Consider the following 14,643-nt stretch of genomic DNA (forward strand, 5'->3'; position numbering starts at 1 on the left):
CGGGGCGGCCCGGGCCGTGGCGTCCCGGTTCAGCCGCCAGGCGAGCCAGCCGGCGCCGCCCGCCAAAAGGGCGAAGGGCAGGATCGGGATCCCGGGCAGCAGGCCGATGATGCCCATCACGGCGGCCGACATGCCGAGGGCGCGCGGATAGCCGGCGAGTTGGCGGCCGAGCGCCCCGGCGGCGGCCCCCCGGACGCCGGCCTTGGAGACCAGCAGGCCGGCCGCGGTCGACACGATCAGCGCCGGAACCTGGCTGACCAGGCCGTCGCCGACGGTCAGCAGGGTGTAGGAGCGCGCCGCGTCGCCAAAGGACATGCCCTGCTGGGCGACCCCGATGATGATCCCGCCGACCACGTTGATGAAGGTGATCAGGAGCGCCGCGATGGCGTCGCCACGGACGAATTTCGAGGCGCCGTCCATGGCGCCGTAGAACGAGCTCTCGTCCTCCAGCGCGGTGCGACGGGCTCGCGCCGCGTCCTGGTCGATCAGCCCGGCCGAGAGGTCGGCGTCGATCGCCATCTGCTTGCCCGGCATCGCGTCGAGCGTGAAGCGGGCCGCCACCTCGGCGATGCGGCCCGAGCCCTTGGTGATGACGATGAAGTTCACCAGGACCAGGATCGCGAAGACGATCACGCCGATCACGAAATTGCCGCCCATCACGAAGCGGCCGAAGGCCTCGATGACGTGGCCGGCCGGGGCGCCCGGCTCGTGCCCATGCGACAGGATGAGGCGGGTGGTGGCGAGGTTCAGCGCCAGCCGGAGCATGGTGGCGATCAGCAACACGGTCGGGAAGACCGAGAACTCCATCGGGTTCTCGATGAACAGCGCCGTCATCAGGATCAGCACCGAGATCACGATCGAGATCGCCAGCAGCAGATCCAGGATCAGCGGCGGCAGCGGCACGATCAGCACCGCCAGGATCGACATCACGCCGACCGCCAGCAGGATGTCGGGCCGGGTCGTGAGCCGGCGCACGTCGCCGAAGGACGGGATGCCCATCCCGACCGGAAGCGAGAGGGCACGTCGGCCCGGCACCGCTCCGGGGGCGCTGATCGCCCGTACTCCGCCCAATTCGCTCATCGCTCGCTCGGTCCCGGCCCTCCTGGCAGGAGGCGTACCCGGCAAGTTCTGCCGACCGCATGGTTAGCGGCTGGTTAAGAGCCCCTGTTGGGCCGGCGGTGCAGCCTCACGGGCGGTGGTAGGTTCCGGTCAGCACGCCACGGCCCATGACGCGGCCCCGCATCGCCGCCAGGAGCTTGCCGCGACCAGGGTGCCCCCCGAGTTCAAGGGGCTCGCTGAGGGCATAGACCTGGAACAGATAGCGGTGCGGGCCGTGCCCCGGGGGCGGGTCCGGCGGCAGGTATTCGGGCTCAAGATACGAGTTCTTGCCCATGGCGGTGTCGTCGCCCGGGTCGGCGTCGCTCGGCAAAGCTCCCTCGGGCAAGACCTTCTCGTCGCCGTGCAGGTTCCAGACGATGGCATGGACCAGGGGAGAGGGCGTCGGGCTGTCTGCGTCCTCGATCACGAGCACGAAGGCGGCCGTTCCAGCCGGCGCGCCCGCCCAGCCCAGTGGCGGCGAGATGCCTTGCCCGTCTTCGGTGTAGCGCTCCGGGATCGGCGCGCCGTCGCCGAAGCTGTCGCTGGTGACGATGATCGTCTCCGGCACCTGGGCCATCTCGTCGCTGTGATAGATCGTCCGCTCCAGCCCGGGCTTGAACCCCCGCAGAGCCTCGCCAACAGCGTGCGGCAGCTTCTCCAGCATCGTTCACCTCATTCGCACGCGCCATCATGTGGTGACGCCGGTGCAGGCTTCCACTCCCTGTTGCAGGTTGTCCCCGGATACCGCCGGCCCGGCCGTATCCTTGCCGAGGAACGAAACAACCCCCACGTACTTGCTGCACTGCAGCATTGGCGAGATGCTGCGCCACAGGAAGACATGATGCCCGGTTTGCAGGCGACTGCCCTCGACCTCTCACAGCTCCGCCGCAAGTGGCGCGGCCTCATGGAGGGCGGCCCGGCCGCCGAGCGGTCCCCCGGCCAGCGGGCTTCGGATGGCCAGCTCCGGCCGGTCCCCCAGTTCGGCTCCAACCCGGGCGAGCTCGAGATGTTCGATTTCGCGCCGGCCGGGCTGTCGCGCTCGCCTGCGCTCGTGGTCGTGCTGCATGGTTGCAATCAGGATGCCGCGGGCTACGCGGTCGGGGCCGGCTGGGTGACTTTGGCCGAGCGGCACGGCTTCGTGCTCGTCTGCCCCCAGCAGCGCAGCGTCAACAACGCCAAAAGCTGCTTCAACTGGTTCGTGCCCGAGGACACCCGGCGGGATGGCGGCGAGGTTGAGTCCATCCGGCAGATGGTGGACCACGCCGTGGCCGCCTACGGGGTCGACCCGCGCCGAATCTTTGTCACTGGTCTGTCCGCCGGGGGCGCCATGGCGGCCGCCATGCTGGCCAGCTACCCGGAGATGTTCGCCGCCGGCGGCATCGTGTCCGGCCTTCCCTACGGTGCGGCCGGCAATGTGCAGCAGGCGCTGCATGCGATGTTCCAGGGCCAGGGCCGCGAGGCGACCGAATGGGGCGACCGTGTTCGGGCGGCGGCGTCGCACGAGGGCCCGTGGCCGCGCCTGTCGGTCTGGCACGGCTCGTCCGACCGGGTCGTGGTGCCCGGCAACGCGACCGAACTCGTCAAGCAATGGAGTGATCTGCACGGCCTGCCGACCCGGCCGAGCGGCCGTGAGCGGGTCGGAATCCACTTGCGCGAGGTGTGGCGAGACCGGGCCGGCGCGGAGGTGATCGAATCCTACACCGTCGACGGGTTGGGCCACGGCACGCCGCTCGCGACGAGCCCGGGCGAGGAATCGTGCGGTGAGGCCGGTCCGTTCCTGCTGGAGGCGGGGATCTCGTCCTCCTACCGGATGGCGGTGTTCTGGGGCCTCGTGCAGGAAAGCGCCGCGGCCCGGGCCAACCGGGTGCCCGATGTCGACATCATCCCGCCCGGGGAGGCGGGCCCGCTGCCGCGTGGCCGTGACGCATCCGGCTTCGGGCACGGCCTCGCGGCGGAACTGCCGGGCGACGTCGGCGCCGTGATCACGAAGGCGTTGCGGGCAGCGGGGCTGATGCGCCGCTAGGGGAGAGCGGCGGCGCCCCCGCCTATCGGAGGATTGACACAACTGCCCGGCGCGTTTCTCTCCAGGCAACACGGATGGAGGATGCGCGATGAGGTTGTGGGCACAAGTGGTCGGCGCGGCGACGTTGGCCGCCCTTCCGGGCCTGGCTCTGGCTCAACAGGCCACCAAGCCGGTCAAGATCGGGATCCTGAACGACCAGTCGGGCGTCTACGCCGATTACGGCGGCAAGTGGTCCGTCGAGGCCGCCCGCATGGCGATCGCCGATTTCGGCGGTTCGGTGCTGGGCAAGCCGGTCGAGCTCGTCTCCGCCGACCATCAGAACAAGCCGGACATCGCCTCCAACATCGCCCGGCAATGGTATGACGTCGACGGCGTCGACGCGATCATGGAGCTGACCACGTCCTCGGTCGCCCTCGGCATCCAGAACCTCTCCCGCGAGAAAAAGAAGATCACCATGGTCAGCGGGGCGGCGACCTCCGATCTGACCGGCAAGGCCTGCACGCCCTACGGCTTCCACTGGGCCTTCGACACGCATGCGTTGGCGGTCGGCACCGGCGGTTCGCTGGTGGAGACCGGCGGCGACACCTGGTTCTTCCTCACGGCCGACTACGCCTTCGGCTACGCGCTCGAGGGCGACACCGCGAAATACGTCACCTCCAAGGGCGGCAAGGTGCTGGGCCAGGTCCGCCACCCGCTGGCCGCATCGGACTACTCCTCCTTCCTGCTCCAGGCGCAGGGCTCCAAGGCCAAGATCATCGGCCTCGCGAATGCCGGCGCCGACACCAACAACTCGATCAAGCAGGCGGCCGAATTCGGCATCGTGCAGGGCGGGCAGCGCCTCGCCGCGCTGCTCTTCACCCTGGCCGAGGTGCACGGGCTCGGGTTGCAATCCGCCCAGGGCCTGGTCCTGACGGAAGGCTTCTACTGGGACATGGACGACCAGAGCCGCGCCTTCTCGAAGCGCTTTATGGAGAAGACCGGGCGCATGCCCAACATGATCCAGGCCGGCACCTATTCATCGGTGCTGCAATATCTCAAGGCCGTGAAGGAAGTGGGCTCCGTCGATGCTGACCAGGTGTCCAAGAAGCTGAAGGAGATGCCGGTCGACGACGTCTTCGGCCGCGGCGGCAAGGTGCTCCAGAACGGCCGCATGATCCACGACATGTACCTGTTCGAGGTCAAGAAGCCCTCGGAATCGAAGGGTCCGTGGGACTATTACAAGCAGCTCGCGACCATCAAGGCGGATCAGGCCTTCCCGAGCGCCAAGGACAGCGGCTGCCCGCTGACGCAGTAAGGGGCGGCGCATCCGCCAGGGTCCGGTGGAGACCGGGAACAGGCCCGCCTACCTTCCGTTGAGGCGCATCCGGGGGCGATCTCGCCCCCGGCGCCGGAACGGAGACGACGGATGGTGGACCCGAGCAAGATCAAGGAACACGCCGAGGTGCTGGGCTCGGATGGCGGGCATGTCGGGACGGTGGACGGTCTGGACGGCCAGCGCATCAAGCTGACCAGGACCGATCCGGCGGCCGGCGGGGAGCACCGCTACATCCACCTGGATTCGGTGGCCTCGGTCGAGGGCGGCGCGGTTCGTCTCAACCGGACCGCAGCCCAGGCCAAGGACGAGTGGGGCGTGGAGGCGGTCGGCAAGAGCTGACCCGCGCTTCCCGCTCGGGTGGTCGGCAGACCAGCGTCGGAGGGGAGGCAGGTCATGGCGCGCTGGCTGAAGCGGGGGCGGGAGGCCGCCGCAAGGGCCGAGCAGGATGCGGCGGTCCGCAGCACGGTCGAGACGATCCTCCAGGACATCGCGACCCGCGGTGACGCGGCAGTCCGGGAGCTGTCCGGCCGCTTCGACCGCTGGGAGCGCGACGACTTCCGGCTCACCCCACAGGAGATCGAGGGCTGCCTGTCGCAGCTGTCGCGGCGCGACATCGCGGATATCCGCTTCGCGCAGGAGCAGGTCCGCAATTTCGCCGGAGCCCAGCGCGACGCCTTGCGGGACATCGAGATCGAGACGCTGCCCGGCATCGTGCTCGGTCACAAGAACATCCCGGTCAATTCCGTCGGCTGCTACGTGCCGGGCGGCAAGTACCCGCTGCTCGCCTCCGCGCACATGTCCGTGGTCACGGCCAAGGTCGCGGGCGTGAAGCGCATCGTGACCTGCGCGCCGCCCTTCGAGGGCAGGCCGGCTCCGGCCATCGTGGCGGCCCAGCACCTCGCCGGGGCCGATGTCATCTACTGCCTCGGCGGCGTCCAGGCCGTGGGCGCCATGGCGCTCGGCACGGCCACCATCGAGCCCGTCGACATGCTGGTCGGGCCCGGCAACGCCTATGTGGCGGAGGCCAAGCGCCAGCTCTTCGGCCGTGTCGGCATCGACCTCCTGGCCGGCCCGACCGAGACCCTCGTCATTGCCGACGAGTCCGTGGACGGCGAGATCTGCGCCACAGACCTGCTCGGTCAGGCCGAGCACGGCCCGACCTCGCCGGCGATCCTGCTCACCGATTCCGAAGCGCTGGCCCGCGACACGATGCGGGAGATCGAGCGGCTGCTCGAGATCCTGCCCACGGCCGCCGTGGCCCGGACAGCCTGGGAGAATTGCGGCGAGGTGATCGTCTGCGAGAGCCGGGACGAGATGGTCAGGGAGGCCGACCGCATCGCTTCGGAACACGTGCAGGTGATGACCCGCGACCCGGACGAGTTCCTCGACCGGATGACCAATTACGGCTCGCTCTTTCTCGGCCCCCGCACCAACGTCGCCTATGGCGACAAGGTGATCGGCACCAATCACACCCTGCCGACGCAGGGCGGGGCGCGCTTCACGGGCGGGCTCTGGGTCGGCAAGTTCCTGAAGACCGTGACGTATCAGCGGGTGCTGACGGACGAGGCCTCGGCCCTGATCGGCGCCTATTGCTCGCGGCTCTGCATGCTGGAAGGCTTCGCGGGCCATGCCGAGCAGGCCAATGTGCGGGTGCGCCGCTATGGCCGCCGCAACATCCCCTACGCCACGGCGGCCGGTGAAGTGCCCGGCGCCGGCTAGGGCGCGCCCGCACGGCGCCGGCGCCGGGCCTCCAGGATCGTGCCCAGGATGCCCTTCGGCATGTAGATGATGAAGAAGATCAGCAGCGCGCCGTAGATCGCGGTGTCGAGCGCCAAAGCGGCCGAGCCGAGTTGGGCGGTCAGCCCCGAGCCCTGCACGGCGACCCGCAGGACCTCGGACAGGAGCTGGGTGAACACTGCCCCGACCGTGGGGCCGAGCAGCACCGACAGCCCGCCCGCGATGGTGCCGAACACGATGTTCAGCGACACGCCGAGCCCGGCGATCGTGTCCGGCCCGATATACATCTGGTACTGGCCGTAGACCGCGCCGCCGAGCGCGCACATGGCGGCCGACAATCCGGTGATCTTGAGCTTTTCGCGGGTCACGTCGACCCCGACCGAGGCCGCCGCCTCCTCGTCCTGGCTGGCCGCGTCGAGCGCGTAGCGGTCCATGGAGCGGTCCACCCGGAGCCACATCCAGAGCCCGAGGGCCCAGAGCGCCAGGGCGATGTAATAGGACAGCACCCGGTCCGGCTCGAATTGCAGCGCGGTGATCGAGACGCCGCCCGGAGCGCGCTGCGGCTGGGTGCCGAGCGAGCCGCCGGTGTAGTCGCGCCAGCCGACGATGCAGAGGCGGACGAACTCGGTCAGGGCCAGGGTCATCAGGGCGAAGTAATGACCGGTGATCCGCAGGCTGAAACAGGGATACGCCACCAGCAGCGCGGCCGCCGTGGCGAGGCCGATCCCGACCGGGATGCCCAGCCAGGGCGAGAGCCCGGCCACGTTCCACAGCAGCACGGTCGTGTAGGCGCCGATCCCCGTGAAGGCGCCGTGGCCGAGCGAGGTGAGCCCGAACCGCCCCATCAGCGACCAGCCCGTATAGATGAAGGACCAGATCAGGATCTGGATCAGGATATGCAGGTAGTAGCGCTCCGATCCCGGCGCGCCGTAGCGGATCAGGATCGGCACGGCGAGCAGGGCCGCCGCGCCGAGCGCCGACCAGGCGAGCGGCGGGATACCGCGCGTCGGGCGCAGCGCGACACGGCTCATCCCCGCACCCCGAACAGGCCCTGCGGCCGGATAAAGATCGCCACCATGAAGAACAGGAAGGCGACCGCGTAGCCCCATTCGGTGGCCATGCAGGAGCCGCCGACGGCGATGAATTGGCTGATCAGGAAGGCGGCCACGAAGCCCCCCGCCATGCTGCCCAGGCCGCCCAGCACGCAGATCATGAAGATGAGCGGCCCGAATTGCAGCCCGATCTGCGGGTAGATGTCGTATTGCAGCACCATCAGCACCGCGCCCAGCCCGGCCAGGCCGCCGCCCACCGCGGAGGTGACGAGGTAGATGCGGCTCGCGTCGACGCCCATCAGCGGCATGATCTGGCGATCCTGCGCGATGGCCCGGATGGCCGTGCCCAGGAAGGTGCGGCTGAGAAAGATCCAGAGCGCCAGCATGCCGGCGAGCGCCACGACGAAGGCCAGGATGCGTGACCAGGCAAAGGTCATGTCGGCGAAGCCGGTGGAGCCGAGCCGGATGCCGAGAGACCTGAACTCGATGCCGAACGCCATGGTGGCGACGGCCTGGAGAAAGAACAGCACGCCGCCCGTGACGAGGAGCTGGTTGATCGGCGGCTGGTCGAGCACGGGCCGGATCACCACCCAGTGCAGCAGCGCGCCCGTGGCCGCGACGGCCAGGATGCCGAGCAGGGCCGCGAGGGGAAACGGGACGCCGCCCGTATAGGCGTAGAAGATCGCGTACATGCCGATCATCACGAGTTCGGCGTAGCAGATCCACACCACGTCGATGACGCCGAAGACGAGGTTCAGCCCGAGGGCCAGCAGCGCCAGGAGGCCGGCCAGCAACACGCCGTTGAGGATCGCCTCGAGGAAGAAGATGTCGAGCTGGCAATCCATCTGCCGCTAGATCCCCATATAGGCGTCACGGACGGCGTCCGAGGCGAGCAGCTCGGCGGCCGTGCCGCCGGCCCGGATGCGGCCGACCTCGATGAGGTAGCCCCGGTCGGCCACCTTCAGCACCTGGCGGACGTTCTGCTCCACGATCAGCACGGTGTAGCCCTCCTGGCGAATGCGCCGGACGAGATCGAAGACCTGCTGCACCACCACCGGGGCGAGACCCATCGAAGGCTCGTCGAGCAGGACGAGCTTGGGCCCGGACATCAGCGCGCGGCCGATCGCGCACATCTGCTGCTCGCCGCCCGACATGGTGCCGGCGAGCTGGCTGCGGCGCTCCTTGAGGCGGGGAAACAGCCCGTAGACGTAGTCCAGCCGCTCGCGGAACCGGGCCCGGGCGGCCGGGATGAAAGCGCCCATCTTCAGGTTGCTCTCGACCGACAGCCGCGGGAACAGTCGCCGGCTCTCGGGTACATGGGCGATCCCGGTCTCGACGATGCGGTGCGGGGGACTGTCTCGGAGGGAGACGCCGTCCATGGTCATGCTGCCCGATCGGGCTGGCAGCATGCCGGAGATCACCCTCAGAAGCGTGGTCTTGCCGGCTCCGTTGGCGCCGATCACCGCGACCGCCTCCCCGGCCTCGACCCGCATGGACAGGTCGAACAGCGTCTGAGCGCCGGCATAGCCGGCCGAGATGCCCGAGAGTTCGAGCATCAGCTCTCCTCGGCTCCGAGATAGACCTCGATCACGCGGCGGTCGGCCTGCGCCTCGGCGGGGCGGCCGCTGAAGATGACCTCGCCATGATCGAGCACCACGACCCGGTCCACGACCCGCATCAGGACGCCCATGATGTGCTCGACCCAGACGATGGTGAGGCCCCGCTCGGCCCGGATGCGGCGGAGCATGTCGGCCGCCCCCTCCATCTCCCCCTGGTCGAGCCCGTTCAGGCTCTCGTCGGCCAGGAGCAGGCGCGGCTGGGTGGCGAGCGCGCGGGCGAGTTCGAGCTTTTTCAGCGCGGCGGCGCCGAGCCCGTCCGTGCCGGCGCGGGGATCGACCGGCAGGCCGACGAGGTCGAGCGCCTGTTCGGCCAGGCGCCAGCATTGGGCCCGGTCCACCTTTCCGCCCTGGCCGAAATAGGCCGACAGCGCGACGTTCTCGAGCAGGGTAAGGTTGCGGAAGGGACGCGGGATCTGGAACGTCCGGCCGATGCCGCGGTGGCAGACGCGGTCGGCCCGCTCACCGCCGATCTCGCGGCCCTCGAGCCGGATCGAGCCCGAACTCGGCCCATACAGGCCCGCCACGCAGTTGAAGGTGGTCGACTTGCCGGAGCCGTTGGGTCCGATCAGGCCGAGGATCTCACCTTCCTCGACCGAGAAGCTCACATCCTTGACGGCCGTGAACCCCCCGAAGCGCTTGGTCAGGCCGGAGACGGACAGCATCGTCGTCACCGGGGCGTCGCGCTCCGCGCCGCACTCAGCGGGCGTAGGCGTGGCCCTTGGGCAGCGGCAGGACCGGGTCCGCCGTCTTGATGGCGGCGGGGGCCACGACCTTGGTCTCCCCCTTCACGTATTGCATGATCGCCGGCGTCGAGCGCTCGCTCTGGCCGGAGAGCGGCGTGCCGGGGCCGTAGAACTTGACGCCGTAGCCCTGGATCGTGCCGCCAACCGGGATGTCGGTCTCCAGCGCAGCCTTGCGCAGCGCCTCCGGATCGAAGCCGCCATGGCTCTTGATGGCGCGCGGCAGCACGTCTGCGAAGAAGATCCAGGCCTGGTTGAAGCCGCTCGAGGCGTGGGTCGGGACCTCGGAGCCGCCGGTCTCGGCCTTGTAACGCTTCACCATCTCGGCCGTGAGGTCGCCCATGCCGGGCGCAAGGGTCTTGGCGTCCAGCAGCTGCGCGGCCACCGGGTCAACGTTGTAGAGGTAATCCACGTCGCCCTTGAAGGTCTCGTAGAGCTTGTCGATCTGGGCGAAGCCCGCGCCGTGCCCGATCAGCGCCCCCCATTTCAGGCCGGATTCCTTGGCCTGGCGCAGGAACAGGGTGATGTCGGGGTTGTAGCCCGTGTGCAGGATCACGTCGGGCTGGGCGCGGCGGAGCTTGGTCACCAGCGCGGAGAGGTCGCCGGAGGTCGCCGCATAGCCTTCCTTGTGCACGAGCTGCAGGCCGAGCTGCTTGCATTTCTGCTCGTTGGTGGACGCGATGCCCGATCCGTACGGCCCGTCCTCGTAGATCACCGCGACCTTGATGTCCTTGGCCTCCTTGCCGAACTTCGCCTTCGCATGATCGAAGACGAACTGGCAGGAAGCTTCGCCGTACTGGTCGGAATGAACCTGCGCCCGAAAGACGTATTGCAGGTTCTTGTCCTTCATCACGGCCGTGGCGACGCAGATGTTGAGCCACATGAACTTCTTCGCGGCGTCGACCTTCGCCGAGATCGGCACGCATTGCGCGCTTGAGAACAGGCCCATCACGACGTCCACCTTGGTGTCGTTGAGCAGGCGCTCGGCCTCGTTGATGGCGACATCGGTCTTGGACTGCGCGTCGGCATAGAAGGGAACGATCTTGTGACCCGCGACGCCGCCCCGCTCGTTGATCATGTCGATGGCGATCTTGTTGCCGATGGACCCTGCCTTGGAGCCCCCACCCGCGAAGGCGCCGGTCAGGTCGTAGATGACGCCGACCTTGATGTCGGCCGCGGCCGGAGCCGCCACGAGCATCGCCGCGAGACCCGCCATGCAGGCGGTCAAGAGATGCTTCATCCGTTCCTCCCGACGCCGCAAGCGGACGCCTTTTCCCTGTTTGACGGAAGTGTGATGAAGAGGTCGAACGCTTGTCAATGCCGCACGTCATCTTCGGTGCAAGAACAGGGGGCGAGACGATGAGTGCGCTTGATTTCGTGGCCGGGGGTTTTCGCTGGATCCCGGCAGTGTTTCAGTATTCCGGCGGCGTCGCGGCTCTGCCGGGCTTCTCCATCCGGCGGGTCCGATTTCTTCGGCCGGTGCCGCTGGACGAGGGTTTCCGGGTCGTCGAGCGCATGATTGCGGCGGCGGGGCGGCCCCCGGCCGCCTTCTGCGCCTGCGAACTCCGCTCCCCGGCACCCTTCACGGACGACGGGTTTCGCGCCTTCAATCAGGCCTATGTCGAACCCCTGCGGCGCTGGGGGCTGGTCGAGGGCGACCGCAACCCGGTCGCCCGCAGCAACGTCTGCCCGGAGATCGACCCGCCCGCGGAGCCCTCGTTCCACGCCTTTTCGTTCACGGTGGTGGCGGACGAGCCTCGCCCGAGCTTCGTGATCGCCGGCAGCGGCGAGGCCCGGGAGGGCGGCGCCCGCTACGGGGACGCCACCGTCCGGCTGGGGGAGACGAGCCCGGACGCGATCGCCGAAAAGGCCCAGTTCGTGCTCGGCGAGATGGAGCGGCGCCTCCGCCTGCTCGGCCAGTCATGGGCGGAGGTGGGCTCGAGCCAGGTCTACACGGTGCACGACCTCCATCCGTTTCTCGGCTCCGACATCGTGCGCCGAGGGGCTGCGGCCGGCGGCCTCACCTGGCATTACTGCCGACCGCCGGTGCGGGGCCTCGAATTCGAGATGGATTGCCGCCGCGTGCCCGACGAGCGCCTCGTCTGAGAGGCGGTCGGGGCAGCCGGCCCGGAGCACGCCCGGGAGGTCGGCGGAGCTGCGACCCTGCCGATCGGGCCGACGCATGTCGTCGCAGAGCGGGCGCCGGGGCTCCTTTGCCGTTGACCTCGCCCCCGGCCTGGCACAGGTTCGCGGCTCCCCCAAGGTCCGGTTTCGCACAGCTCCGTCCCCCATGCCGCGTCCGGCCGCCCCCTTCATTCCCGCTTCGGCCACCGGCATCGGCGAGGTCCCGACATGACCCGCAAGGGCCGCCGCCTCGTGATGATCGGCGTCTCCGGCCTCGTGCTGGTGGCAGCCTTGGCGCTGGTGCTCGTGGCGATGCGGGACACGATCGTGTTCTTCCGGGCGCCGAGCGAGGTGGTCGCCTCCGGGCCGGTCGGTACCCGGATCCGGCTCGGCGGGCTGGTCGAGGCGGGCTCCGTCCGGCGCAACCCCGACCAGGTGGCCGAGTTCGCCGTGGAGGACGGCGGGGCCCGCGTTCCGGTGCGCTACAAAGGCATCCTGCCGGACCTGTTCCGCGAAGGGCAGGGCGTGGTGGCTGAAGGCGTGCTGACCGCCTCCGGCACCTTCATGGCCGACACCGTGCTGGCCCGGCACGACGAGACCTATATGCCGCGCGAGGTCGTGGACGCGCTCAAGGCCCAGGGCCGCTGGCAGGAGGGCTCCGGCCTTCGCCAGACGACGCAGAGGTAGCGCGGTGCTGGTCGAAGCCGGACATTACGCCTTCGCGCTGGCCCTCGGCCTGTCGGTGCTGCAATTCGCCGTGCCGCTCTGGGGCGCGCGCACCGGCGACCCCGTGCTGATGGCCACGGCCCGGCCGGCCGCCTTCGGGGTGTTCGGGCTGATCGCCTTCTCGTTCGTGGCCCTGACTGTGGCCCACGTCACGTCCGACTTCTCCGTCGTGAACGTGGTGGAGAATTCCCACACACTGAAGCCGCTGATCTACAAGGTGTCGGGGGTCTGGGGAAACCACGAGGGCTCCATGCTCCTCTGGGTCCTGATCCTGGCCCTGTTCGGCGCGCTGGTTGCCGCGAACCCCCGCTCCGTGCCGCTCCGGCTGCGCACCAACGCCCTGTCCGTCCAGGCCTCCATCGTCTGCGCCTTCCAGCTCTTCGTGCTGTTCAGCTCGAACCCATTCCAGCGGGTCGATCCGGCGCCGCTTGAGGGGCAGGATCTGAACCCCATCCTCCAGGATCTCGGCCTCGCGATCCACCCGCCGCTTCTCTATGTCGGCTATGTCGGCTTCTCGATGACCTACGCCTTTGCCATGGCGGCGCTCATCGACGGCCGGGTGGATGCCGTGTGGGCCCGGACGGTGCGGCCCTGGGCACTGCTGGCCTGGAGCTTTCTCACCCTCGGCATCGCGATGGGCTCCTACTGGGCCTATTACGAACTCGGCTGGGGCGGGTTCTGGTTCTGGGACCCGGTCGAAAACGCCTCGCTGATGCCATGGCTCGCCGGCACGGCGCTGATCCATTCCCTGGTCGTGATGGAGAAGCGGGAGGCCCTGAAGGTCTGGACCATTCTGCTCGCCATCCTGACCTTCTCGCTCAGCCTGCTCGGCGCCTTCCTGGTCCGCTCCGGCATCCTGACCTCGGTCCACACCTTCGCGGTCGATCCCGGGCGGGGCGTGTTCATTCTGGCCATCCTGGGGGTGTTCATCGGCGGCTCCCTCGCCATGTTCGCCTGGCGAGCGCCGCTGCTGCGCCACGGCGGCCTGTTCGCGCCGATCTCCCGCGAGGGGGCGCTGATCCTCAACAACCTGTTTCTCGCCAGCGCCTGCGCCACCGTGCTGCTCGGCACGCTCTATCCGCTGGCGCTTGAGGCCGTCACGGGCGCCAAGATCTCGGTCGGGCCGCCCTATTTCATGCTCACCTTCGTGCCGCTGGTGGTGCCGCTCCTGCTGCTTGTTCCCTTCGGACAGCGCCTCGCCTGGAAGCGCGGCGACGCGCTCGCGGCCGGGCAACGGCTGCTGGCGGCCCTTGCGGCCGCCCTGGCCGTGGGGCTGGGGCTGCTCGCGCTGCGCTGGGGCGGACCGGTGGCCGCGCCTCTCGGCATCGGCCTCGGCGTGTTTCTGATCCTGGGCTCGGCCACGGAGGTGTGGAGCCGCGCCTGGGCGCCCGGCCGGGGGGCGAAGCTCGCCCTGCGGCGCGCCTTCGGCCTGCCGCGCGCGACCTGGGGCGGCGTGCTGGCCCATGCCGGGATCGGCGTCACGGTGATCGGCCTCGCCGCGCAGGCCTGGAGCGGTGAGACCATCGCGTCCGCCCGGGTGGGTCAGGTTCTGGAGGTCGGCGGCTACCAGGCCAAGCTCGTGTCGCTCAGCACGCGGCCCGGCCCGAATTACACCGCCCAGGTGGCGACGCTCGAGGTCAGCCGGGCCGGCACGGGCCTCGGCACGGTTGACGCCGAGAAGCGCACCTATCCGGCGCGCGAGATGACCACCACCGAGGCCGGCCTGCTGACGGTGGGGGCGAGCCAGTTCTACGCCAGCCTGGGCGAGGTCTCTTCCGACGGCGCGGTCGGCCTGCGCCTCTACGCCAAGCCGCTGATCCTGCTGATCTGGCTCGGCGCGCTGGTGATGGCGGCCGGCGGGGCGCTGTCGCTGAGCGACAGGACCCTTCGGCTCGGGGCGCCGAGCCGGGTCGGCACCGGGCGGCTCGCCGCGGCGGAATAGGCTGCAACCAAAACCCGCACGGAGCGTTCCATCACGGGTTGGTCCGGCCTGGGCCGGGCCGGAGGCGCTGGCCATGGCCGCGATCACCGAACCGCTTTCCAGCCGAAATAGCCTCTCGGGCGCCGCGCCCGTGCAGATCCGGCAGATTGGACCAGGCGATCTCACGGCCGCGCTGCGGGACGGCTATGCCGATTTCATGGCCATGCCGAGCCACCTCGTCTTCATCGGCCTGATCTACCCAATCCTCGGCATCTTCCTGTCGAGCCT

General features: G+C 69.4%; 14 protein-coding genes and 1 pseudogene. 8 read left to right on the forward strand and 7 right to left on the reverse strand.

Features of this window, described 5'->3' with window-relative positions; genetic code table 11:
* Together JWR86_RS07350 and JWR86_RS07355 are read right to left on the reverse strand one after the other, a co-directional pair.
* Nucleotides 1–999, reverse strand: a 999-nt coding sequence (locus tag JWR86_RS07350; protein ID WP_299562982.1) for an FHIPEP family type III secretion protein, incomplete at its 3' end; no start/stop codon positions are given.
* Between the two features lie 187 nt (nucleotides 1,000–1,186).
* Nucleotides 1,187–1,762 carry a YbhB/YbcL family Raf kinase inhibitor-like protein gene (locus tag JWR86_RS07355; RefSeq protein WP_299562947.1) on the reverse strand — a complete coding sequence of 192 codons (576 nt, stop codon included), beginning with the start codon at nucleotides 1,760–1,762 and terminating at the stop codon, nucleotides 1,187–1,189.
* A gap of 177 nt (nucleotides 1,763–1,939) precedes the next feature.
* On the opposite strand from JWR86_RS07355, the gene JWR86_RS07360 reads away from it, so the two are divergent.
* The 4 genes from JWR86_RS07360 to hisD all read left to right on the forward strand — a co-directional run bounded on the left by JWR86_RS07360 (nucleotide 1,940) and on the right by hisD (nucleotide 6,155).
* Nucleotides 1,940–3,121: a PHB depolymerase family esterase gene (locus JWR86_RS07360; RefSeq protein WP_299562950.1), complete on the forward strand. Its 1,182-nt coding sequence runs from the start codon at nucleotides 1,940–1,942 to the stop codon at nucleotides 3,119–3,121.
* Nucleotides 3,122–3,209: 88 nt separating this feature from the next.
* Nucleotides 3,210–4,415 (forward strand): ABC transporter substrate-binding protein, encoded by a 1,206-nt coding sequence (locus JWR86_RS07365; protein ID WP_299562953.1) that lies wholly within the window; start codon nucleotides 3,210–3,212, stop codon nucleotides 4,413–4,415.
* Between the two features lie 111 nt (nucleotides 4,416–4,526).
* Nucleotides 4,527–4,775, forward strand: coding sequence for a DUF2171 domain-containing protein (locus JWR86_RS07370; protein WP_299562956.1), 249 nt, complete (start codon nucleotides 4,527–4,529; stop codon nucleotides 4,773–4,775).
* Between the two features lie 54 nt (nucleotides 4,776–4,829).
* Nucleotides 4,830–6,155 carry a histidinol dehydrogenase gene (gene hisD / locus JWR86_RS07375; RefSeq protein ID WP_299562959.1) on the forward strand — a complete coding sequence of 442 codons (1,326 nt, stop codon included), beginning with the start codon at nucleotides 4,830–4,832 and terminating at the stop codon, nucleotides 6,153–6,155.
* On the opposite strand, the gene JWR86_RS07380 is transcribed toward hisD, so the two are convergent.
* The 5 genes from JWR86_RS07380 to JWR86_RS07400 are packed head-to-tail and all read right to left on the reverse strand — an operon-like array spanning nucleotide 6,152 to nucleotide 10,824.
* Nucleotides 6,152–7,204, reverse strand: coding sequence for a branched-chain amino acid ABC transporter permease (locus JWR86_RS07380; RefSeq protein ID WP_299562962.1), 1,053 nt, complete (start codon nucleotides 7,202–7,204; stop codon nucleotides 6,152–6,154). The two genes, hisD and JWR86_RS07380, sit on opposite strands and share 4 nt — an antisense overlap.
* Entirely contained in the window at nucleotides 7,201–8,070 is an 870-nt protein-coding gene (locus tag JWR86_RS07385; protein WP_299562965.1) for a branched-chain amino acid ABC transporter permease, read from the reverse strand. Before JWR86_RS07385 ends, JWR86_RS07380 begins: the two co-directional genes overlap by 4 nt.
* A 6-nt stretch (nucleotides 8,071–8,076) precedes the next feature.
* A complete protein-coding gene (locus tag JWR86_RS07390) occupies nucleotides 8,077–8,781 on the reverse strand; it encodes an ABC transporter ATP-binding protein (protein WP_299562968.1) in 705 nt (234 codons plus the stop codon).
* Nucleotides 8,781–9,506 carry an ABC transporter ATP-binding protein gene (locus tag JWR86_RS07395; protein ID WP_299562985.1) on the reverse strand — a complete coding sequence of 242 codons (726 nt, stop codon included), beginning with the start codon at nucleotides 9,504–9,506 and terminating at the stop codon, nucleotides 8,781–8,783. The genes JWR86_RS07390 and JWR86_RS07395 overlap by 1 nt, the downstream gene beginning before the upstream one ends.
* A gap of 34 nt (nucleotides 9,507–9,540) precedes the next feature.
* Nucleotides 9,541–10,824, reverse strand: a complete 1,284-nt coding sequence (locus JWR86_RS07400) for an ABC transporter substrate-binding protein (protein ID WP_299562970.1) — start codon at nucleotides 10,822–10,824, stop codon at nucleotides 9,541–9,543.
* A gap of 119 nt (nucleotides 10,825–10,943) precedes the next feature.
* Between JWR86_RS07400 and JWR86_RS07405 the strand changes: the two genes are divergently transcribed.
* The 4 genes and pseudogenes from JWR86_RS07405 to JWR86_RS07420 all read left to right on the forward strand — a co-directional run.
* Entirely contained in the window at nucleotides 10,944–11,690 is a 747-nt protein-coding gene (locus JWR86_RS07405) for a hypothetical protein (RefSeq protein ID WP_299562973.1), read from the forward strand.
* A gap of 246 nt (nucleotides 11,691–11,936) precedes the next feature.
* On the forward strand, nucleotides 11,937–12,395 hold the full coding sequence (ccmE, locus tag JWR86_RS07410) for a cytochrome c maturation protein CcmE (protein WP_299562976.1): 459 nt from the start codon (nucleotides 11,937–11,939) through the stop codon (nucleotides 12,393–12,395).
* Between the two features lie 4 nt (nucleotides 12,396–12,399).
* Nucleotides 12,400–14,376, forward strand: a complete 1,977-nt coding sequence (locus tag JWR86_RS07415) for a heme lyase CcmF/NrfE family subunit (protein WP_299562979.1) — start codon at nucleotides 12,400–12,402, stop codon at nucleotides 14,374–14,376.
* Nucleotides 14,377–14,449: 73 nt separating this feature from the next.
* Nucleotides 14,450–14,643: pseudogene (locus JWR86_RS07420) on the forward strand (hypothetical protein); the annotation flags it as partial.

Source organism: Enterovirga sp. (assembly GCF_028290205.1).
Taxonomy (GTDB): Bacteria; Pseudomonadota; Alphaproteobacteria; order Rhizobiales; family Beijerinckiaceae; genus Enterovirga.

Coding starts and splice junctions, on each gene's coding strand:
- JWR86_RS07355 (WP_299562947.1), bottom strand. CDS start 1,762: ATGCTGGAGAAGCTGCCGCACGCTGTTGGCGAGGCTCTGCGGGGGTTC.
- JWR86_RS07360 (WP_299562950.1), top strand. CDS start 1,940: ATGCCCGGTTTGCAGGCGACTGCCCTCGACCTCTCACAGCTCCGCCGC.
- JWR86_RS07365 (WP_299562953.1), top strand. CDS start 3,210: ATGAGGTTGTGGGCACAAGTGGTCGGCGCGGCGACGTTGGCCGCCCTT.
- JWR86_RS07370 (WP_299562956.1), top strand. CDS start 4,527: ATGGTGGACCCGAGCAAGATCAAGGAACACGCCGAGGTGCTGGGCTCG.
- hisD (WP_299562959.1), top strand. CDS start 4,830: ATGGCGCGCTGGCTGAAGCGGGGGCGGGAGGCCGCCGCAAGGGCCGAG.
- JWR86_RS07380 (WP_299562962.1), bottom strand. CDS start 7,204: ATGAGCCGTGTCGCGCTGCGCCCGACGCGCGGTATCCCGCCGCTCGCC.
- JWR86_RS07385 (WP_299562965.1), bottom strand. CDS start 8,070: ATGGATTGCCAGCTCGACATCTTCTTCCTCGAGGCGATCCTCAACGGC.
- JWR86_RS07390 (WP_299562968.1), bottom strand. CDS start 8,781: ATGCTCGAACTCTCGGGCATCTCGGCCGGCTATGCCGGCGCTCAGACG.
- JWR86_RS07395 (WP_299562985.1), bottom strand. CDS start 9,506: ATGCTGTCCGTCTCCGGCCTGACCAAGCGCTTCGGGGGGTTCACGGCC.
- JWR86_RS07400 (WP_299562970.1), bottom strand. CDS start 10,824: ATGAAGCATCTCTTGACCGCCTGCATGGCGGGTCTCGCGGCGATGCTC.
- JWR86_RS07405 (WP_299562973.1), top strand. CDS start 10,944: ATGAGTGCGCTTGATTTCGTGGCCGGGGGTTTTCGCTGGATCCCGGCA.
- ccmE (WP_299562976.1), top strand. CDS start 11,937: ATGACCCGCAAGGGCCGCCGCCTCGTGATGATCGGCGTCTCCGGCCTC.